Consider the following 19,552-nt stretch of genomic DNA (forward strand, 5'->3'; position numbering starts at 1 on the left):
ACAAAAAACCCGCCTCGACAGGGCGAGGCGGGCATCTGCATGTTGCGCGCTGGCTAGGAAATTAGCAGCCGTCAGCCTTCACCGGGGCAGTCTGATGATCGGCCATCGTGTTGTTCATCGCACCGACCGTGCCGGGGGAAGCTGGCTGCTTGCCGCCCGCAAGATTGGCCGCACCCGGATCGGTGGCGTTCGGCTTGGCGTCCGTGTTCGACGGCTGAGAATTAGCGGTCTGCGTGGCACCCGCGTTGTTCATGGCGCCGACCGTCCCCGGAGAAGCCGGCTGATTGCCGCCCGCGAGGTTCTTGCTGGACTTGTCGACGTCGGAGCTCTTGGGGTTGGACGCTTGGTGATCCGGCGTCTTGGGCATCGTCGTCCCGGTGTTGCACGGCGCCGCCAGGGCGGGGCCGGCCACCAGGGCCATGAGCGCGACGGCGCTGGCCAGGTGTGAAACCTTCATCAAACGTTCCTCCGAGTATTTTACCCCGGGTCAATTGCTAGATCCACCCGGGAGTTCCGGGCATGGTTCCGGAAACGTCGCATTGTCGCATCGATAGCTCTGAAGTCGTCGGTCTTTCTCGGCCGCAACATCACGAGCGCCAAGGTTTGCGTCGCACGGCGTTGCGGCCGGCCCGTTGCGGCGGTGCAGCATCGCGCTTGCGCTCGGTCCCGGCCTGTCTGACAGTCCGGTTCGGCGTTTCGCCGCGCAGTCCGGATCGAATCGCATCCGTGGCGCGGTGAGGTGCGAGGGAGCGGATCCGGTGACGCGCGTAGACCTGAACTCGGACCTCGGCGAAGGCTTCGGCGCCTATACCAGTGGCGACGACGCGGCGATCCTGAGCCTTGTGACCTCCGCCAACGTCGCCTGCGGGTTGCACGCCGGGGATCCCGAGATCATGGCCCGTACCTTCGCTATGGCGAAGGTCAACGGCGTGGCGGTGGGCGCCCATCCTGGCTTCCCGGACCTGTGGGGTTTCGGCCGGCGCCGGATGCCGTTCAGTCCGGACGAGATCGAGCGGCTGGTTGCCTACCAGGTAGGCGCCGCGCAGGCGCTCGCCGCCTATTCCGGCCATCGCATCACCTACGTGAAGGCCCATGGGGCGCTGGCCAATCTCGCCGCCGAGGATCGGTCGGTGGCCGACGCCATCGCCCGGGCCGTGAGGGCGGTGGATCGCGACCTGGCGCTGCTGGCGATCGCGCTGACCGCGCAGGTTCCGGCGGGCGAGGCCTGCGGGCTCGACGTGCATCAGGAGATCTTCGCCGACCGGGGCTACACGGAGACGGGCCAGTTGATCCCCCGCGGGCAGCCGGGCGCCCTGATCACCGAGGCCGACGCGGCCGCCGCGCGGATCCTGCGCATGATCGAGGCGGGGGCGATCCTGACGGCCGGCGGCGCAATGCTGCCGACGCCGATCCACTCGATCTGCGTGCACGGTGATTCCGCCCATGCCGTCGCCACCGCCCGGGCGGTCAGGGTGCGTCTGGAGGGCGCCGGGGTGACGCTGGCGCCGTTCCGGCCATGAGCGCGGCTCTAACGGAACCGCGCCTCCTCGATGCGGGGGAGGCGGCGCTGGTGGTGGAGTTCGGAAACACAGTCGATCCGGCGATCAACGACCGGGTGCTGGCCCTCGACGAGGCCCTCGGCGCCGACCCGCCCGAGGGCCTGCGCGAGCGTGTGCCGACCTATCGCTCGCTGATGCTCCACTACGATCCCCTGGTGCTCGACCGGGCGACCCTCGCCGAACGGGTCCGGACCCTGGCGGCGTCCACGGCAACACAGACGGCCGGCACGACCCTTTGGACGCTGCCCTGCTGCTACGCGGAACCACATGGGGAGGACGTCGCCCAGGTGGCCGAGCGTACGGGCCTCTCGATCGACGCCATCGTGGCGGCCCATGCGGGGGCGACCTACCGGGTCTACATGTACGGCTTCGCCCCGGGCTTCGCCTATCTCGGCGGCTTGCCGGACATTCTGGCGGTGCCCAGGCGCCCGAGTCCGCGTCCGCCTCATCCGACCAATGCCGTGGTCATCGGCGGCGGGCTCGCGGCCGTCGCCACCGTGCCGATGCCCACCGGCTGGTACGTGATCGGCGCCACCCCGGCCCGGCTCTACGCGCCGGAGCGCGACCCGAGCTTCTTCATCGATGCCGGCGACCTGATCCGCTTCGAGCCCGTCGATACCGCGACCTTCGACGCGCTGGCAGCGCGGGAAGCCGCGGGCGAGCCGGTGGCGCGCCGCTGGGAGGCACGATGATGGCTGCCCTCACCATCGAGACCGCCGGCCCCGGGATCACGCTGCAGGATCGCGGTCGGCACGGCTTCCTCCGCTACGGCATCACCGCGGCGGGCCCGATGGACCCGCTGATGCACGCCACCGCCAACCGGGCCGTCGGCAATCCCCTCGATGCCACCGCCATCGAGATCTCTACCGGCGGCGTCACGGTCTCCGCGGAGGACGCCCCCCTCGAGATCGCGCTGGTGGCGCCGGGCTTCCGGGTCTCCCTCGACGGCGCGGCATTGCCGGTCGCCGTGGTGCTGAATTTGGAGCCGGGCCGGACGCTGGTGGTGCGGGCCGGCGCGGCGGGCTCGTGGGGCTATCTCGCGGTCGGCGGCCGCTTCGCCGTGGCGCCGGTCCTCGGATCCACCGCGACCCACACCCGCTCGGGTCTCGGCGGCCTCGACGGGCGCGCGCTCGCCGGCGGCGACCGCCTGTCCGTGGCCGACGGGCGGCCCGGCGACGCGGCCCCGCAACGGCTGATCGCCCCCTGGCTGGCGCGGGATCCCGGAACCGTCCGCGTCGTGCTCGGCCCACAGGACGATTATTTCGCGCCCGACCAGATCGCCGCATTCCTGGCCGGCCCCTGGACCGTCTCGCCCCGGGGCGACCGCATGGCCTGCTTCCTCGACGGTACGCCTCTTCGCCACGCGAAGGGCCACGACATCGTCTCCGACGGCATCGCCATGGGGGCGATCCAGGTGCCCGGCAACGGCCTGCCGATCGTGCTGATGGCCGACCGGCAATCCACCGGCGGCTATCCGAAGATCGCCACCGTGATCGGCGCCGATCTCGGACGCCTCGCCCAGGCGCGGGGCGGAATGCCGATCATGTTCCGGCCGGTTTCGGTGGATGAGGCGGTGGCGGCACGCCGGGCCGAGCGCGACATCCTGCGCGCGCCGGTGGCGCGGGAGCCGGTGGTGCGCACGAGCTTCGCGTCGGACTTCCTGCTCGGCCTCAATCTGGTGGATGGCGTCACCGACGGTCGCCCCTGAGGGTGCGACGCGCTATGGCCGGGGCCGGGCGACGCCCAGCCCCCGAATCGAACGCGAGCAGAAAGGCTTCCACGCATGGCTCACGCGGTCACCGCCCCGGGCACGCCGCCCATTCTCATCAATGAGCCCCTCGATGCCGACAGCGTCCGGCAGGCGCGGATCGATCTCGCCGCCTGCCTGCGCTGGGCCGCGCGCAACGGCCTGGAGGAAGGCATCTGCAATCATTTCTCGGCGGTGGTACCCGGGCGATCGGACCTGTTCCTGGTCAATCCCTACGGTCTCGCCTTCGCGGAGGTGACCGCGTCGAGCCTTCTGCTGTGCGACTTCAACGGCAACGTCATCGAGGGCGACGGCCAGCCGGAAGCCACAGCGTTTCATATCCATGCCGAGTTGCACCGGCTGAAGCCCCGGGCCCAGGCCGCTTTCCACACCCATATGCCCTACGCGACCGCGCTGGCTATGCTCGAGGGACAGCCCCTGCTGTGGGCGGGCCAGACGGCCCTGCGCTTCTACGGCCGCATCGCGGTGGACGAGGATTACAGCGGCTTGGCGCTCGATTCGCGCGAAGGTCAGCGTATTGCGCTGAGCACAGGCGAAGCCGATGTGGTGTTCCTGAAGAATCACGGCGTGATGGTGCTGGGCCGGACCATCGCGGAGGCCTGGGACGACCTCTACTATTTGGAACGCGCCGCACAGGCGCAGATCCTCGCCATGAGCACGGGGCGGACTCTGAAGGTGGTGCCCAAGGCGATCGTCAGGCACGTGGCCGCCCAGGAGGCGGCCGGCCGCGCCGAGAGCGCACGGCTTCATTTGGAGAGCGTCAAGCGTGTGCTGGCCCGGGACGAGCCGGCTTTCCTAGCGTGAGCGGACCGGTCACGGTGCGCCGCGGATCCGGTCGAGCAGAGCCGCGTCGGCATAGCCGTCCGCGGGCAGCCCGACCGATCCCTGGTAGGCGCGCAGTGCGGCCCGGGTCCTCGGGCCGATCTTGCCGTCGACCCCACCGGTGGCGAAGCCGCGCTCGGTGAGGCGGTTCTGGAGGTCGCGACGCTCGTCTCCCGTCAACGGCCGGTCGCCCCGGGGCCAGTCGCGGACGAGCCCCGGATCGCCGTGCAGGCGATCGGACAGGAGCGCCACGGTGAGTGCATAGGCCAGCGCCGTGTTGTAGCGCAGGATCACCGCAAAATTCGGCCGGAGCAGGAAGGCCGGACCACGGATTCCCGCAGGCAGGATCAGGGTCGCCCCAGCGTCGTCGGGCAGCGAGCCGCCATGCGCGGGCATCACGCCGAGAGCCCGCCACGCGGCAACGCTGCGCGACGTTGTCTCGTCGGCCAGCGCGGCGTCGAAGCCTTCGGGCAGCACCGCCTCGGCGCCCCAGCCCGCGCCAGAAACCCAACCGTGCGCGCGCAGATAGTTGGCCGTGGAGGCGAGCGCATCCGGCACAGAGGTCCAGATATCGCGCCGGCCATCGCCGTCGAAATCGACCGCGTAGCGCTGGTAGACACTCGGCATGAACTGGGTATGGCCCATGGCGCCGGCCCAGGATCCGGTCAGCCCGCCGGGCATCCGGTCGAGCGGTGCTTGATTCCAGGCGAGGATCTGCAGGGCCGAGGCCAGCTCGCCGCGCCAATAGGCGGCCCGGCCCGGATCACCGCAGGCGAGGGTCGCGAGGGAGCGGACCACCGGCTTGACCACGGCGGTGTTGTCGAGCACCGCGCCGAAGCTCGATTCGACGCCCCAGAAGGCCACCAGGATATGCCGGTCGATACCGTACCGGTCCTCGATGGCGGCCAGCGTGTCGGCAAACTCGGCGAGCTTGCGCTGCCCGGCCTCGATGCGCGCGGGTGTGACGCTGGCCTCGATGTAGTCCCAGATCGGCCGCACGAACTCGCCCTGGCTGCCGGTGGCGGCGAGCACGTCGGGATCCGGCGTCAATCCGGCGAGCTGTGCCTCCGCGACGCCCTGCGGAACGGCCTGTGCGGTCGCCCAATCGATCAGGCCGGCACGACAGGTCTCGAAGGCCGGCGGCGACGCCTCCGGCGCAGCGGCGGCGAGGGCCGGCGCGAAGGCGCAGGCGAGGCCGATGGCTGGAGACAGGTACGGCGTTCTGCTCATCGGGGATTCCGGTGCTCGCGATCCGCCCGAATTATCACATGCGGGACCGGTGCGCGGCTCCCGAAGCGGGTGCATGCGACCCGAGAGCCAGCATGGTCCCGGCCGCGCAAGGGCCCTGCATGGGCGCCACTGTCGTGCCGGGGACGCCGGACGCCCTACATCCCACGCTGTGAGCCCAACGGAGATCGCCCCGATGAAGCCAACAACCCTCGCGGCGATCGGTGCGGCCCTGCTCGCGGCTGGGCCGGCCCGTGCTCTGGAGGTCACTCGCAGCCGCGACGTCCCGGCGCCAGCCGCGGCGGTCTGGGCGCTGGTGGGGGATTTCTGCGCCATCCAGTTCTGGCACCCGCAGGTCGAACGCTGCATCCTTTCGGCGGATGACGACGATGATGGGATCCGCGCGCAGATTCGCGGTCTTGTGGTGAAGGGCGGCCTGGGCACGATCGTGGAAGTCGAGACCGCCCGCGACGAGGCCGGCATGAGCTACAGCTACGGCTTCATCCAGGGCCCGCTGCCGGTGCGGGCCTACAACGCGACCCTGGCAATCCGGCCGAACGGTAGCGGCTCGACAGTGATCTGGAGCGCGACCTTCGACGCCGAGGGCATGAACGATGCCGCGGCTGTCGCCGATATCGCCGGTGTCTTCGAAGCGGGGCTTGCCGGGATCGCCCGCGAGACGGCCAGATAAGGGCCGGGCGAATCGCGCGGGTGTAATATGGCCGGTGGCCCTCGCCACGGCTGCCGCGTGCACCGATGTGAGCGGCGTCGGTGCGACCGATCGCCCGGCTGAATTGCCAGAGGCAGGCTCAGGAGGCCGAGACCCGCATGCGCCGTCACCGCCACGCCAAGATCGTCGCCACCGTTGGCCCCGCCAGTTCGGCGCCCGACCAGCTCAAGGCCCTGTTCCTCGCCGGAGTCGACACCTTCCGGCTGAATTTCAGCCACGGCGTTCAGGAGGACCACGCCCGGGTCCATGCTGCGATCCGCGCCCTCGAGAAGGAGGTTGGCCGGCCGATCGGGATCCTTCAGGATCTGCAGGGACCCAAGATCCGGATCGGCACCTTGCAGGGCGGCCGGCTGGACCTCGAAGCTGGCGAGATGGTGCGCTTCGTCCTCGAAGGGTCCGAGGGCGACAAGCAGTCGATCCCGCTGCACCATCCGGAAATCTTCGACGCCGTGGTGCCCGGCCAGGAACTGCTGATCGACGACGGGCGGGTGCGGGTGCGGGTCACCGGGCCGGACCGGACCGCCATCACCGCCGAGGTGGTGACCGGCGGCCCGATCTCGAACCGCAAGGGCGTGAATCTGCCGGGCACACTGCTGGACCTGTCCCCCCTCACCGGGAAGGACCGGGCGGACCTCGCCTTCGGGCTCGAGCTCGGCGTCGATTGGGTAGCCCTGTCCTTCGTGCAGAAGCCCTCCGACGTCATCGAAGCGCGGGGGATCATCGGCGATCGCGCGGGGATCATGTCGAAGATCGAGAAACCCCAGGCGCTTGAGCGGATCGACGACATCATCCGCCTCTCAGACGCCGTCATGGTGGCCCGCGGCGATCTCGGCGTCGAAATCCCTCACGAGGACGTGCCGGGCCGTCAGAAGGAACTGATCCGCGCCTGCCGGCTCGCCGTGAAACCCGTGGTGGTAGCGACCCAGATGCTCGACTCGATGGTCAACGCCCCGGCACCGACCCGGGCCGAGGCTTCGGATGTCGCCACCGCGATCTATGACGGCGCCGATGCCGTGATGCTGTCGGCGGAATCGGCGACCGGCCGCTATCCCGTGGAGGCGGTCTCGATGATGGACCGGATCATCCGCAGCGTGGAGGGCCACAAGCTCTACCACTCGATCGTCGCCGCCTCCGAACCCGGTGAGGAGGAGACGCCACCCCACGCGGTGGCGACCGCGACCGCCAACCTCGCGGAGGCGATCCACGCCGCCGCGATCGTCGCCTACACCTCGAGCGGGACCACGGCGGCCAGGGTGGCGCGGAAGCGCCCCGCCGCCGCGATCCTGGCGTTGACCCCGAACCTCGCGACCTCGCGTCGGTTGAGCCTACTCTGGGGGGCGCACAGCGTTCAAACGGTCGATGTCGATTCCTATGAGGAGATGACTGCCAAAGCCTGCCAGCACGCCCAGGAAGAGGGTTTCGCCAAGCCGAACGACATCATCGTGGTCACCGCCGGCATCCCGTTCCACACAGCGGGCAACACCAACAACATCCGCCTGATGCAGGTCTAAGACGAGGTCCCCGGGTGGAACGCGGTCCGCCGCTCACCCGTTGAATCGAAAGCTGCGCCGTTTTGGCGCAAAACTGGAGGGCCATCCCATGAACCTGATCGGACGCCTCGTCACCAAGCTCCTCGGCAACGAGAACCGCCCCGTCGATCGCGACGACCGGAACGCCAGCACGGCGACGCCGATTGGCCGCCTCGTGACGAAGATCCTGGGCAAGTAAGTTCGCACCCGTGAACTCACACGCCGCGCGCCGTCGGGCGCGCGGCGAACCGGGCCCGCGGGATCAGTTCGCGACCGCGCCGGCCACGGCCTTCACGGTTGGGGCCGCCGGTACCGTGTGCCGCCAGAACGCGCCTGTCCGACCCTTCTCCAGGCCCTCCGCGTAGAGGGCGCGCATATAGGTCGTGTCGAAGCCCTTTGAGGCCGGCACCTTCGGCGCTTCCTCATCAATGTAGGTCAGATTGAAGCCGATGCCGTTGCCGTGCGCGAGCGCGTAAGTCGCGGTGAGCGTCGCCCGCGAGCGGGCACGGCTCGCTGTCGTGAACGAGCGCTCCACGATCGAGAGCGTGTTGTCCTTCGTGACCTCGAAGTCGGGCTCGAGACGGCCGTTGATCACGACGTAGATCTCGGCCTTGCCGCCGGTACGGATCCGCCCGTCGCGCAGCAGCAGCGTCTGGGGCAGCGTGAAGACCGGCGTCACGACCGAGCCGTCCACGTGCATTTCCTGGAAGCGCGCATCGCCCGCCGAGACGTCGATGAATTGCGGTGGAAACACCGCCGGAATGCTGGCCGAGGCGGCGAGCACGTCGCGGAACAGTTCGCGCGCGTTCGGTACGCCGCTCGCCGCGATGGCGCCCATGTTCCAGATCACCGCCCGCTGGGAGTCGAGGTTGGTGGTCACCACCATCAGGCGCCGGCCTTTGGCGTGTTCCTCGGCCACCGCGCGGATCAGGTCCGGTGTGACGTAGCGGTCTATGAGATTGCGCAGGCGCCCGTCGCCGAAGAGCCCGGAGCCGAACAGGACATTGGCGAGGTTGGGTGAGGCGACCAGTTCGCCGGCCACACCGCTCGTGTAGAACTCGGTCAGATAGGGATCGTAGGCCGAGCCGAGGAAAGCGAAGGGCGCGATCAGCGCGCCTGTCGAAACGCCGGAGACCAGGGTGAATTCCGGCCTCTGGCCCGAGGCCGTCCAGCCGTTGAGGATCCCGGCGCCGTAAGCGCCATCGCCGCCGCCGCCGGAAAGCGCGAGATAGGTGAATCCCTTCGCCCGGCGCTGCGGATTGGCAGCGAGTTCCGCGATCGTATCTACGGAAGCGTCCGCGTAGACGCGTGCCCCGGGGATGCCGGGGATGCTCGCGAGCGAGGCCTGCTCGGCGGTGTAGGGCGCGCGCGGAAGGCTGCCGCAGGCCGCGACCTGAACCGCCAGCCCGAGCGCGGCGAGCGCGCCCAGGCCTGTTTGACGGAAACCCATCCTCGTCACCCTGATCCGTGAAGCTCGGCTACTGTGCCACACCCAACGAGCTTGGCCGTCACCGACGTTCCGCCTTTGCCGGCCATGAAACGCGATAACGCGGTGCTGTTGCGTGGGGGTCACGATCGCACCGGATCGCGGCGCAAGCGGGGCCGGCCAGTTCCGTGGAGCCGCGGCCCAGCCGACGGCGCCGCCAGGGGCGTGACATTATCAGGCATATGGCTGAGGACACGCAGAGACGGCGCCCTCGGTTTGGCGGTGGACAGGGGCCGGTCCGGACGATCAGGCGCCCTTGCAACGCTCGTGAGCCCCGCGCTAGGGTTCCCCGCGGCTTGGCGAGACAGGGTGTCGCACCGCGGTGCGAGGGCTTTGGCGGGCGCATGGAGCAGCAGCCGGATGACGGGTTCGTCGCTCCGGCTTGTGCACGGCGAGCCAGAGCGCAACGCGAGCCGCAGGGGGCGGAGGGGAAAATGGAAGCCGTAGGCTGGACGGATGATCGCGTGGCACTCCTGCGCCGGCTGTGGGAGGACGGGCAGAGCGCGAGCAAAATCGCGGCGCAGCTCGGTGGCGTTACCCGCAACGCCGTGATCGGCAAGGTCCATCGCCTGGGTCTGGCGGGCCGCGCCCGTGGCGGGGAGGAAGCCACCGCTGCCGCCGCGCCGTCAAAGACTGTCGAGATCGAGACCGCCATCGCGGTTGTCGAGACGCAGGCCCCCGAGCCGGTGGCGATCCTGTCGCATCGGCCAACACCCGAATTTCCGGCGCCCAAGCCCGCGCCGGCGCCAACGGCCCTGGCGGTCTCCCAGCGCGTCACGATCATGGATCTGCGTGAATCCATGTGCCGTTGGCCGCTCGGCGATCCGACCACGCCCGAATTCCGGTTCTGCGGAGCCCGTTCGATCACCGGCCTGCCCTACTGCACCCATCACGCAGAGATCGCTTACCAGCCCGCGGCCGAGCGGAAGCGGGATCGCCGCGTCGCCTCCTTCCGCTAAGCGGAAGGGCGCTCAGGGTGGGGTCAGCCCGGCCTCGCGCAGGAACCGGGCAGTACCGGGATTGATGCGATCTGCCGGGACGAGACCGATGAGGTTTTTCGGGTCGGTGTCGGCCTCTCCGCCGCGGATGAGGGCGCGGATGATCCTGTAGGCCGTACCGGTATCGAAGCCGGGGCGTGCCAGGACGAAGCTCCATGAGCCGACGGTCGTGACTGGGCTTGCCTGCCCGGGAAAGCTGCCGGCCGGCACAACCAGCCGCTTCATCGGACTGCCGGGCTGGGCCAAGCTCGCGATCCCGGCCTCCGAGGGGCCGAAGAACCGGGCACCGCCCGGAGCCCGGGCCAGAGCCGCGAAGCCCGGCCAGTCGAGGCCGCCGCCCCAGAGCGCGTCGGCGCGGCCCTCCCGCACCAGCGTGGGGCCGTCCCCCGCGCGATCGAGCAGGATCGGACGGATGTCGTGCTCGGGATCGATCCCCGAGGCGGCGAGCGCGCGGCGGCCCATCAGGGTCAGGCCGGATTGGTGCGTGCCGAGTACCACAGCGCGCCCGCGCAGATCCGAGACCGACCGGATCGCGCTGTCCGCCGGGACCACGAACAGGCCGGGTGTCGGGTACATCGGGGCCAGCACGGTGATGCCGTCGGCCTCCGTGAAGGCCGGGTAGGCGTACTCGCCCTGCACCAACCCCAGATCGACGCGGCCGGCCCGCAGGAGGCCGAGGTTCTCGGCCGAGCCGGCACTGGCTAAGGTCGCGATGATCAGATCCGGGTCGGCCCGATGGAGGCCGTTCGCGAAGGTTGCCCCGAACGCCGGAAAGCCGCCGCCGGGGGTCGCGGTGGCCAGGGTCACATGCATGGCCTCCGCGGATCGGACGGGCCCCGCCGCTACGAGCCCCAGCGCCCCGAGTAGCGCCGTCCGGCGGGACGGCCAGCCACCCCGCCTGAGGGTCGCCATCCGCGACCTCATCGGAGCGCCACGCCGGGTCGTTCCGCACCCAGAGAACAACCTTCCACGAACCGCCCACCCATCAGCAATGCTGTTCCACAAATTGCCGGAAACATCATTGGAAGCGGAAAGAACTTTTGGCAACGGCACTTAGCCTGATTGCTCCCGTTGCGGCAACGCGATATCGCAGCCTTCCGTCCGGGTCCGACCCGGTCCTCCCGCTCCGGAGGCCTTGGTCACGTCCGACCGGACCGCCATCTGTCCAATCCCAACATGAGCAGGAGCTCCGCAATGGCCGATTCCCTCAACGCGCCGGCGAAGGTCGGCCATGGCCGTGTCTTTGGCTCGATCACCGAGACGATCGGGAATACCCCGCTGGTCCGCCTCAATCGCCTGCCGAAGGAGCAGGGCGTCGATGCTGAGATCCTCCTGAAGCTGGAGTTCTTCAACCCGATTGCCAGCGTCAAGGACCGGATCGGCGTCAATATGATCGACGCCTTGGAGGCCTCCGGCAAGTTGCAGCCCGGTGGCACGCTGGTTGAGCCGACCTCCGGCAATACCGGCATCGCGCTGGCCTTCACGGCCGCGGCCCGGGGCTACCGCCTGATCCTGGTCATGCCGGAGACCATGTCGCTGGAGCGGCGCAAGATGCTGGCCTTCCTGGGCGCGGAGCTGGCGCTCACCCCGGGCGCGCAGGGCATGAAGGGCGCCATCGCCAAGGCCGAGGAGCTGCTGAAGGAGATTCCGGGCTCGGTCATGCCGCAGCAATTCTCGAACCCGGCCAACCCCGAGATCCACCGGAAGACCACCGCCGAGGAGATCTGGAGCGACACCGGCGGCCAGCTCGACGCATTCGTCGCAGGTGTCGGCACCGGGGGCACGGTGACGGGCGTCGGCGAGGTGCTGAAGCCGCGCCTGCCGAACCTGAAGGTCTTCGCCGTAGAGCCTGAGGATTCCCCGGTGATCTCGGGCGGCCAGCCCGGTCCGCACAAGATCCAGGGCATCGGCGCTGGCTTCATCCCCGACAACCTTCACACCGACATCCTCGACGGCGTGCTGAAGGTGTCCAACCAGACCGCCTTCGAGACCGCCCGGGCGCTCGCCCGGCTGGAGGGTATCCCGGGCGGCATCTCGACCGGCGGCAATGTCGCCGCCGCGCTGGAGCTGGCCAAGCGGCCGGAGTTCCAGGGCAAGCGCATCGCGACCATCGCGTGCTCGTTTGCCGAGCGCTACATCTCGTCGGCGCTGTTCGACGGGATCGGCTGACCGCCACGGAGGTCCACCCCGCGCCGGATCGAACGGCGCGGGGTTCTCAATCGTCCGGACCCTACGGGCATTCTGCTGAGATCGCAGGCGCGGTCCTGTAAGAACAAACCGTTCGGCACGGTGATAGCGCCACCTGGATCTTCAATTTTTCAGTGGATCAACAACAAGAAAATAGATTATCGCAAACTCAAATTTTTGGCGATTGATCTGCGTTCACGTGACGTTATTATAAATATCAATCAAACAGACTTATCCTAATCTTTCGATTGCCTTCACGCCGCCGGCCTGGATCTTCAACGATCGTTCCGCTACCGCGGATCGTGCGACCGGTCGGAGATTCTGTCATGCGCTGCCTCCTCGTGATCCTGTGTAGCCTCTGGTCACAGGCGGTGCTGGCGCAGGGATTTGCGGTCCACGATCTGACGAAGCTCTCCGAAGACGCTCGGTCGGCGCTCGGAGGGGACACCGCCGTGCAGGCGCAGCCGCTCCAGCTCATTCTCACCTGTCCGAACTGCGAGGGTGCCCCCAAGGCCGCCCTGCAGCTGGGGCGCCTCACCGACGGGACCGAGAGCCGGATTCGGTCCGGTAAGACCACGATGGGAGCTCTGGAGACGATGTGTATCCAGAAGAATCCGGATTGCCGGCTGACCACCCTGCCAGCCGGCCCGGCGGTCGCGTGGATCACGTCTTACGCCTTCGGGACAGGCGCCGGTGCCACCGCCATCGTGCTGCGAGACGGCGATCTCCTGACGATCGACGCCCGATCGACCGATCGTGGGGCAGCGGAGGATGCGGTGCTACGCCTCGCCCAGAAACTCCTGCCGCGGATCGTCGGCCGCTGACATCGGGGCGGCCTCACCCGCGCGATCGCTCTGCCGGCGCAACCCTCGTCCGCCGCCTCCGTTGTCCCGCGAAGACGCAGAGAGGCGAGCCATGACCGGGCAGACAGAACGACCGTCGCTGAAGAATTTCGACGCCAACGCGGACCGCAACGGCCAGGATCTCGGCCAGGATTCGCCGCTGGATGTCGGCTTGCCTGCCCGCACGCAGGCGGACCTGAAGCGGGATCCGGCGGGCGACGCCGAAGCCGCACGGATTGCCTCCGGCACGCCCGGCTCCGATGCCACGGATGCGACCGAAGCCGAGACACCGCGCGAGAACCTCGACAAGCTGAAAGGCACGTCCGGCAAGACCGCGTCCGACAGCGGCTCGGACCTGAGCGAGGCGATCGACCGCGCAACGGCGGCCGTCGGCCAGGACGACGGGAAGCGCTGATGGCCCGGCCAACCAGCGAATCTGGGACCGTTACTCGCAAGCCCGACGATGCCGTCGGGTCGCACGGGGAGCCGCCCGCCGGCGGCGGCCACCAGACGGCCGATCAAGCGGCCATCACCGATATGGGCGGGGGCGGAAAGCCCCAGCCGGAGCCCAGGGACGCCTGGGGCGCCACGGGGGAGCCAGGTCGCTCGCCGCCGGATGTCGGCGGGTCGTCGGGTGGACATTCCGACCAGAAGGCGTCTCGGGGACCCGCCACCGATGCAAAGGTGGCGGACGGCCACTACCGGGCGGAACAGGAGAACCCGAAATGAGCGAGCGCGAGGAACAGGGGACCAAGCCCGAGGCGCCGAAGAACGTCGCGCCCGACGCGGTGAAGGACCCGAACGAGAAGACCGAGGGTCATCCGGGCGCCGCGCCGTCGAGCGGCGGAAGCCAGAACGACGAGACCGATCCCGGCAGCAGCTGACGCCTTCGCAATCCGACCGGCATCTCATCTGGTTTTGTATGAACGCGTCGGCTTACGCGTCCCTTACTGTCATCCTGAGCGGAGCGAAGTGACCGAAGGCAGCGGAACCTCGAACAGCGCGGCGCCTCCCTGGATTGCTCCGCTCCGCTCGCAAGGACGGAAGCGCCGGGATCAGGCGAGCTGGAACACGATCGGACCGGCGGCGAGCTTCACGTCGTCGGGCCGGCACCCGGTCTCGAGGCAGGCGTAGCGGATCGCGTCTTGACGCGAGCGGAAGATGCCCCCGGCCCGCCCGCCGGTCTCGACGGCGACCCAATGGCCCTGGCCGTCCTGGCCGACGAGGTAGGAGAGCGGCGTCCCGGCGGAGGCCGGCCGGGACGAATTCAACGCGACGGTCATGGTCGTCTTGGGGTTCACGCGGACCTCTCGGGTGCCGCCATGCCAAGCTAGGAGGCCCGGCATAAGGGTTCGATAGACCCGAGAGCGATCCGGAATAAGGACTGCATCAGCAACCGGACCTGAGCGCCCGGTTGCCGGCCGTTCACCTCCGGTGCCAGCTGTTCAGCTCAGGCCGCGCTGTCCTTCGAGGAGCGCTCGACGCGCTTGCGGTCGTTCGGGTCCAGCACGGTCTTGCGCAGCCGGATCGACTTCGGCGTCACCTCGACCAACTCGTCGTCCTGGATCCAGGCCAGCGAGCGCTCCAGGGTCATCCGGATCGGCGGCGTCAGGCGCACAGCCTCATCCTTCGATGTGGTGCGGATGTTGGTCAGCTTCTTGCCCTTGAGCACGTTCACCTCGAGATCGTTCTCGCGGTTGTGCTCGCCGATGATCATGCCCTGATAGACCTTCCAGCCGGGCTCGATCATCATCGGGCCGCGATCTTCGAGGTTCCACATGGCGTAGGCCACCGCCTCGCCCTTGTCGTTCGAGATCAGCACGCCGTTGCGGCGGCCGGCGATCTCGCCCTTGAAGGGCTCGTAGGCCTTAAACAGGCGGTTCATGATCGCCGTGCCGCGGGTGTCGGTCAGCAACTCGCCCTGATAGCCGATCAGGCCACGGGTCGGCGCATGGAACACGAGGCGCAGGCGGTCACCGCCCGACGGCCGCATCTCCAGCATCTCGGCTTTGCGCTCGGACATCTTCTGAACGACGACGCCCGAGTGCTCCTCGTCAACGTCGATCACCACCTCCTCGATCGGCTCGAGCAGGTTGCCGTCCTCGTCCTTCTCGAAGACGACCCGGGGGCGCGAGACCGCGATCTCGAAGCCCTCGCGGCGCATGGTCTCGATCAGGATGGCGAGCTGCAACTCGCCGCGGCCGGACACGTAGAACGAGTCCTTGTCGGCTGCCTCCTCGATCTTGAGCGTGACGTTGCCCTCGGCCTCCTTGAACAGGCGGTCGCGGATCATGCGGCTCGTGACCTTGTCGCCCTCGGTGCCGGCGAGCGGGCTGTCGTTCACGATGAACGACATCGTCACGGTCGGCGGATCGATCGGCTGCGCCTGGATCGGGGTCTCGACCTGCGGATCGCAGAAGGTGTCGGCCACCGTGCCCTTGATCAGGCCGGCGATCGAAACGATGTCGCCCGCCTCGCCGATATCGATCGGCGCGCGCTCCAGGCCCCGGAAGGCGAGGATCTTCGACACGCGGCCGGTCTCGACCACCTTGCCGTCGCGGGAGAGCACCTTGATCTGCTGGTTCGGCTTCACGGTGCCGGAGGCGATGCGCCCGGTGATGATCCGGCCGAGGAACGGGTTGGCCTCGAGCAGGGTGCCGAGCATCCGGAACGGCCCCTCCTCCACCTTGGCGGGGGGGACGTGCTTCAGAACGAGCTCGAACAGCGGCTCAAGGCCCACCGACGGGTCGGCCTCCGGGCTGTCGGCCATCCAGCCGTTGCGGCCCGAGCCGTAGAGGATCGGGAAGTCGAGCTGCTCGTCCGTGGCGTCGAGGGCTGCGAAGAGGTCGAACACCTCGTTCACGACCTCGGTGATGCGGGCATCCGGGCGATCGACCTTGTTGATCGCCACGATCGGGCGCAGGCCGATCTTGAGCGCCTTGCCGACCACGAACTTGGTCTGCGGCATCGGCCCCTCAGCGGCATCGACCAGGACGATCACGCCGTCGACCATCGACAGGATGCGCTCGACCTCGCCGCCAAAATCGGCGTGGCCGGGGGTGTCGACGATGTTAACGCGGGTGTCCTTCCAGAGGACCGAAGTGGCCTTTGCCAGGATCGTGATGCCACGTTCCTTCTCGAGGTCGTTCGAGTCCATCGCCCGTTCCTCGACCCGCTGGTTCTCGCGGAAGGTGCCGGACTGGGCCAGCAGCTTGTCGACGAGAGTCGTCTTGCCGTGGTCGACGTGGGCGATGATGGCGATGTTGCGCAGATTCATGGCGGCCCGAAACGGGTTGTGCCGGCTCCCTGGCGGCCGCGCGGCGCGGCCGTCCGCGCCGGTTCAGGTACGGAGTCGATGTGGTTGCGTCGCAATATAAGGACGCGCGCTCTTGGGCAAGGCCACCGGCGGTTGCGCAACGGCTTCGACCGGAGATTCTGGAGCTCAGGGGCCGCGCAGCACCGCCGGATTGTCCCGCAGCGGGGCGCGCAGATCAGCCCTGCAGCCAGTCCCAGGTGGCGGCCTGCGTCCTATATGACAATCCGATGACGCCGCGAAGCGGTCCGCGAGCCCGCGCTGGGCGACCTCTCGGGTGCATTGGATGAAACCAGACCGCTCAGCTACCGTACCGAATCGGAGTCCATGCATGGACGCGACGAACCGGTATGACCCCCGCTCCGACGGCTGCCCCACGGAACGAGCCGATGCGCGCGCTTGAGCCGCGGCTGTTCCCGTATATCTGGCGCTATTCGAAAGCCGACCAGTTCCGGATCTGCACCGTCGTCCTGGCTTCCCTGCCGTTCTACTTCGCTTCGCTCGACCTGCCCAAGCGCATCGTCAACGACGCGATCACCGGCAATGCCTTCACGCACGGCGAGGCGACCGCCCCGTTCCTCGAGATCACGGTGTCATGGCCCCAGCTGCTCGGCGGCGGGACCACGCGGCTGTTCGAGGGGTTCCAGCTCGACCGCTTCGAGCTGCTGCTCGGCCTCTCGACCCTGTTCCTCGGCCTCGTGCTGATCAACGGGGCCTTCAAGTTCTGGATCAACCTGCAGAAGGGCATCCTCGGCGAGCGGATGCTGCGGCGCCTGCGCTTCCAGCTGTTCTGCCTGATGCTGCGCTTCTCGCCGGAGACGCAGCGGGAGGTGAAATCCTCCGAGACCGCGACGATCATCCGCGACGAGGTCGAGCCGATCGGCTCCTTCATCGGCGACGCGATCGTCGTGCCGGTCTTCCTCGGCACACAAGCCGCGACCGCCCTCGCCTTCATCCTGATGCAGAACCTGTGGCTCGGTCTCGCGGCCGGCGGCATGGTCGGCGTGCAGATGATCGTCATCCCGCGGCTGCGGCGCGAGATCATCCGCCTCAGCCGCCGTCGGCAGATCGCCTCGCGCGCCCTCGCGGGCCGCGTCGCCGAGGTGCTGGACGGTCTGCCGGCGGTGCGCATCAACGATACCGGCCGGTGGGAGCGGGCCGAGATCGGCGGCCGGCTCTACGGCCTCTACGACCTGCGCCTGCGGATCTACCGGCGTAAGTTTGCGGTCAAATACCTCAACAACCTGCTCGCCCAGGTGACGCCGTTCCTGTTCTACGCGATCGGCGGCTATTTCGCCCTGAAGGGACAGCTCGACATCGGTCAGCTCGTAGCCGTGCTCGCGGCCTACCGGGACTTGCCCCCGCCCCTCAAGGAGTTGATCGACTGGGATCAGCAGCGCCTCGACGTGGAGGTGAAATACGAGACCGTGGCGGCCCATTTCGGGCCGCAGCGCCTGCTGCCGGGCGAGCCCGAACTTGAGGAAACGCCGCCGCCGCTCGGCAGCCCGCTCCGGACCGAGGGGCTGACCGTACGCGACCCGCAGGGCGGTGGGTCGATCGAGATCGGCGACGTCGAGGTGCGGCTGCCGACGCGGCTCGCGCTCGTCCCGTCCGGCCCGGTCGCCCAGGAATTCGCCCGCGTGCTTGCGGGCCTGCAGACGGCGCAGGGCGGCACGATCCGGGTCGGTGAGCACGATCTGTCCACCTTGCCGCGGCCTGTTCACGCCTATCGGATCGCCTTCGCGGGCATCGAGCCGGTCCTGTTCCCGGGCACGCTGCGCGACAACGTGCTCTACGGCCTACGCATTCGGCCGCTGCGGAAAGGCAGCCTGGATCTCAGCAAGACGCGGATCAACGAGGCAGTGAAGACCGGCAACCCGTGCGATAGCGTCGACGACCCCTGGATCGACTACCGGCGCCTCGGGATCCGCGACGAAACGGATCTAGATAATCACCTCCTCGACCTGCTGAGCCGGCTCGATCTCGGCGACGATCTCTATCGGTTCGGCCTGGGCGCCCTCAGTTCGATCACCCACGAGACACCGGCGGGCCAGCGCATGATCGCGGCGCGGGAGCACCTGCGCCAGCATTTCGTCGAGAAGGGCCTCGCCGACCTTGTCATCCCCTTCGCCCGCGGCCGCTACAACGAGCAGGCGACCGTGGGGGAAAACCTGCTGTTCGGAGTCCCGCGCGACCCGACGTTGACGGATCCCCAGCGCCTGGCCGCGGCCCCCCTGTTCCGCGAGGCGCTGGAGGAGGCGCACCTCCTGGACGATCTCGACCGCATGGGCGTCGCCATCGCCAGCAACCTCAAGGACATCTTCGCCGACGTGCCCCCCGGCCATCCGCTGTTCCGGCGCTTCTCATTGATCACCCCGGACGCCCTGCCGGATTACCTGCGCCGGCTCGCGCGCGTGCCCGAAACGGGGCGCCTCAGCGAGGCGGACAGTGTGGCCTTCCTGGCTCTGACCCTGGCCTATGTGGAACCGCGGATGCGCTTCGGCCTGCTCGACGACACGCTGAAGCAACGGATCGTTGGCGCGCGGACCATCGTCCAGCGCCACATGCACGGCGACCACGGCTGCGACGTCGAATCCTACGATCCCAACCGGATCAACCCGCGCAGCACCGTGCTCGACAACCTGCTGTTCGGCCGCATCGATACGGCGCGGATGCACGGCGAGGCGATCATCCAGCGCGAGGCGCGGGAAGTGTTCCGCGCCTTCGATCTGGAGCGGGGGATCCAGCTGCGTGGCCTGGAGAAGGAGGTCGGCAATCGCGGACAGTTGATGACCGACCGTGTCCGCATGCGGATCGGTCTCGCCCGGGCCATCCTGCGCCGGCCGGAGATTCTGGTGGTCGATCGGGTGGACGAGTTTCTGGAGCACGGCGTCGATACGCTGCTGGCCGTCGCCGAGGCTGCCCTGCCCCGGGCGAGCCTCGTGGTGAGCCTTTCGGCCGAGGCCGATCCCGCTAAGTTCCCGGCGCGTCTGCCGCTGCACAAGCCGGAGGCGCGTCTGCGCGCCGCCGAATGAGACCGGGCTGACTGCTCGGCAGGCTTTCGGTTTACAGCCCGGCCCGTCTCCGGCAC

General features: G+C 68.7%; 20 protein-coding genes. 14 read left to right on the forward strand and 6 right to left on the reverse strand.

Features of this window, described 5'->3' with window-relative positions; genetic code table 11:
- Nucleotides 1-61: 61 nt before the first annotated feature.
- Nucleotides 62-457, reverse strand: a complete 396-nt coding sequence (locus BLQ49_RS08185; protein WP_091714872.1) for an exopolysaccharide production protein YjbE — start codon at nucleotides 455-457, stop codon at nucleotides 62-64.
- Between the two features lie 301 nt (nucleotides 458-758).
- Between BLQ49_RS08185 and BLQ49_RS08190 the strand changes: the two genes are divergently transcribed.
- The 4 genes from BLQ49_RS08190 to BLQ49_RS08205 all read left to right on the forward strand — a co-directional run bounded on the left by BLQ49_RS08190 (nucleotide 759) and on the right by BLQ49_RS08205 (nucleotide 4,131).
- Nucleotides 759-1,520 carry a LamB/YcsF family protein gene (locus BLQ49_RS08190; RefSeq protein WP_091714874.1) on the forward strand — a complete coding sequence of 254 codons (762 nt, stop codon included), beginning with the start codon at nucleotides 759-761 and terminating at the stop codon, nucleotides 1,518-1,520.
- A complete protein-coding gene (locus BLQ49_RS08195) occupies nucleotides 1,517-2,251 on the forward strand; it encodes a 5-oxoprolinase subunit B family protein (protein WP_091714875.1) in 735 nt (244 codons plus the stop codon). The genes BLQ49_RS08190 and BLQ49_RS08195 overlap by 4 nt, the downstream gene beginning before the upstream one ends.
- On the forward strand, nucleotides 2,251-3,267 hold the full coding sequence (locus BLQ49_RS08200; protein ID WP_091714877.1) for a 5-oxoprolinase subunit C family protein: 1,017 nt from the start codon (nucleotides 2,251-2,253) through the stop codon (nucleotides 3,265-3,267). The genes BLQ49_RS08195 and BLQ49_RS08200 overlap by 1 nt, the downstream gene beginning before the upstream one ends.
- A 75-nt stretch (nucleotides 3,268-3,342) precedes the next feature.
- On the forward strand, nucleotides 3,343-4,131 hold the full coding sequence (locus tag BLQ49_RS08205; RefSeq protein ID WP_091714878.1) for an aldolase: 789 nt from the start codon (nucleotides 3,343-3,345) through the stop codon (nucleotides 4,129-4,131).
- A 9-nt stretch (nucleotides 4,132-4,140) separates the two neighbouring features.
- Here the strand turns inward: BLQ49_RS08205 and BLQ49_RS08210 are convergent, their stop codons facing one another.
- A complete protein-coding gene (locus BLQ49_RS08210) occupies nucleotides 4,141-5,379 on the reverse strand; it encodes a lytic murein transglycosylase (protein ID WP_091714880.1) in 1,239 nt (412 codons plus the stop codon).
- A gap of 193 nt (nucleotides 5,380-5,572) precedes the next feature.
- Here BLQ49_RS08210 and BLQ49_RS08215 point away from each other — a divergent pair, with 193 nt between their 5' ends.
- The 3 genes from BLQ49_RS08215 to BLQ49_RS08225 all read left to right on the forward strand — a co-directional run bounded on the left by BLQ49_RS08215 (nucleotide 5,573) and on the right by BLQ49_RS08225 (nucleotide 7,834).
- Complete coding sequence (locus BLQ49_RS08215) at nucleotides 5,573-6,067, forward strand: SRPBCC family protein (RefSeq protein ID WP_091714882.1); 495 nt, start codon at nucleotides 5,573-5,575, stop codon at nucleotides 6,065-6,067.
- A gap of 137 nt (nucleotides 6,068-6,204) precedes the next feature.
- A complete protein-coding gene (gene pyk, locus BLQ49_RS08220) occupies nucleotides 6,205-7,617 on the forward strand; it encodes a pyruvate kinase (protein ID WP_091714883.1) in 1,413 nt (470 codons plus the stop codon).
- 88 nt (nucleotides 7,618-7,705) lie between these two features.
- Nucleotides 7,706-7,834, forward strand: coding sequence for a TFIIS helical bundle-like domain containing protein (locus BLQ49_RS08225; protein ID WP_091714885.1), 129 nt, complete (start codon nucleotides 7,706-7,708; stop codon nucleotides 7,832-7,834).
- Between the two features lie 63 nt (nucleotides 7,835-7,897).
- Here BLQ49_RS08225 and BLQ49_RS08230 read toward each other — a convergent pair whose 3' ends face one another.
- Nucleotides 7,898-9,085, reverse strand: coding sequence for a patatin-like phospholipase family protein (locus BLQ49_RS08230; protein ID WP_091714886.1), 1,188 nt, complete (start codon nucleotides 9,083-9,085; stop codon nucleotides 7,898-7,900).
- 470 nt (nucleotides 9,086-9,555) lie between these two features.
- Here BLQ49_RS08230 and BLQ49_RS08235 point away from each other — a divergent pair, with 470 nt between their 5' ends.
- Complete coding sequence (locus BLQ49_RS08235) at nucleotides 9,556-10,080, forward strand: GcrA family cell cycle regulator (RefSeq protein ID WP_091714888.1); 525 nt, start codon at nucleotides 9,556-9,558, stop codon at nucleotides 10,078-10,080.
- A gap of 12 nt (nucleotides 10,081-10,092) precedes the next feature.
- On the opposite strand, the gene BLQ49_RS08240 is transcribed toward BLQ49_RS08235, so the two are convergent.
- The gene (locus BLQ49_RS08240; protein WP_091714890.1) at nucleotides 10,093-11,031 is read right to left on the reverse strand and encodes a TAXI family TRAP transporter solute-binding subunit; all 939 of its coding nucleotides are present in this window, start codon (nucleotides 11,029-11,031) and stop codon (nucleotides 10,093-10,095) included.
- Nucleotides 11,032-11,313: 282 nt separating this feature from the next.
- On the opposite strand from BLQ49_RS08240, the gene cysK reads away from it, so the two are divergent.
- The 5 genes from cysK (at nucleotide 11,314) to BLQ49_RS29605 (ending at nucleotide 14,032) form a co-directional block, all read left to right on the forward strand.
- Nucleotides 11,314-12,288 carry a cysteine synthase A gene (gene cysK, locus BLQ49_RS08245; RefSeq protein ID WP_091714891.1) on the forward strand — a complete coding sequence of 325 codons (975 nt, stop codon included), beginning with the start codon at nucleotides 11,314-11,316 and terminating at the stop codon, nucleotides 12,286-12,288.
- A gap of 344 nt (nucleotides 12,289-12,632) precedes the next feature.
- Nucleotides 12,633-13,130 (forward strand): hypothetical protein, encoded by a 498-nt coding sequence (locus BLQ49_RS08250; protein WP_091714893.1) that lies wholly within the window; start codon nucleotides 12,633-12,635, stop codon nucleotides 13,128-13,130.
- A gap of 91 nt (nucleotides 13,131-13,221) precedes the next feature.
- Nucleotides 13,222-13,563, forward strand: a complete 342-nt coding sequence (locus BLQ49_RS08255; protein WP_091714896.1) for a hypothetical protein — start codon at nucleotides 13,222-13,224, stop codon at nucleotides 13,561-13,563.
- Nucleotides 13,563-13,877 carry a hypothetical protein gene (locus tag BLQ49_RS30220; protein ID WP_091714897.1) on the forward strand — a complete coding sequence of 105 codons (315 nt, stop codon included), beginning with the start codon at nucleotides 13,563-13,565 and terminating at the stop codon, nucleotides 13,875-13,877. Before BLQ49_RS08255 ends, BLQ49_RS30220 begins: the two co-directional genes overlap by 1 nt.
- Entirely contained in the window at nucleotides 13,874-14,032 is a 159-nt protein-coding gene (locus tag BLQ49_RS29605) for a hypothetical protein (RefSeq protein ID WP_167627664.1), read from the forward strand. The genes BLQ49_RS30220 and BLQ49_RS29605 overlap by 4 nt, the downstream gene beginning before the upstream one ends.
- A 171-nt stretch (nucleotides 14,033-14,203) precedes the next feature.
- Here the strand turns inward: BLQ49_RS29605 and BLQ49_RS08265 are convergent, their stop codons facing one another.
- A complete protein-coding gene (locus tag BLQ49_RS08265) occupies nucleotides 14,204-14,431 on the reverse strand; it encodes an RAG2 PHD domain containing protein (protein ID WP_091715136.1) in 228 nt (75 codons plus the stop codon).
- A 167-nt stretch (nucleotides 14,432-14,598) separates the two neighbouring features.
- Entirely contained in the window at nucleotides 14,599-16,425 is a 1,827-nt protein-coding gene (gene typA, locus BLQ49_RS08270; protein WP_091714899.1) for a translational GTPase TypA, read from the reverse strand.
- Nucleotides 16,426-16,850: 425 nt separating this feature from the next.
- Here typA and BLQ49_RS08275 point away from each other — a divergent pair, with 425 nt between their 5' ends.
- Entirely contained in the window at nucleotides 16,851-19,496 is a 2,646-nt protein-coding gene (locus tag BLQ49_RS08275) for an ABC transporter ATP-binding protein (RefSeq protein WP_091714901.1), read from the forward strand.
- The last annotated feature ends 56 nt before the right edge of the window (nucleotides 19,497-19,552 follow it).

It is taken from the genome of Methylobacterium phyllostachyos (genome assembly GCF_900103445.1).
Taxonomy (GTDB): Bacteria; Pseudomonadota; Alphaproteobacteria; order Rhizobiales; family Beijerinckiaceae; genus Methylobacterium; species Methylobacterium phyllostachyos.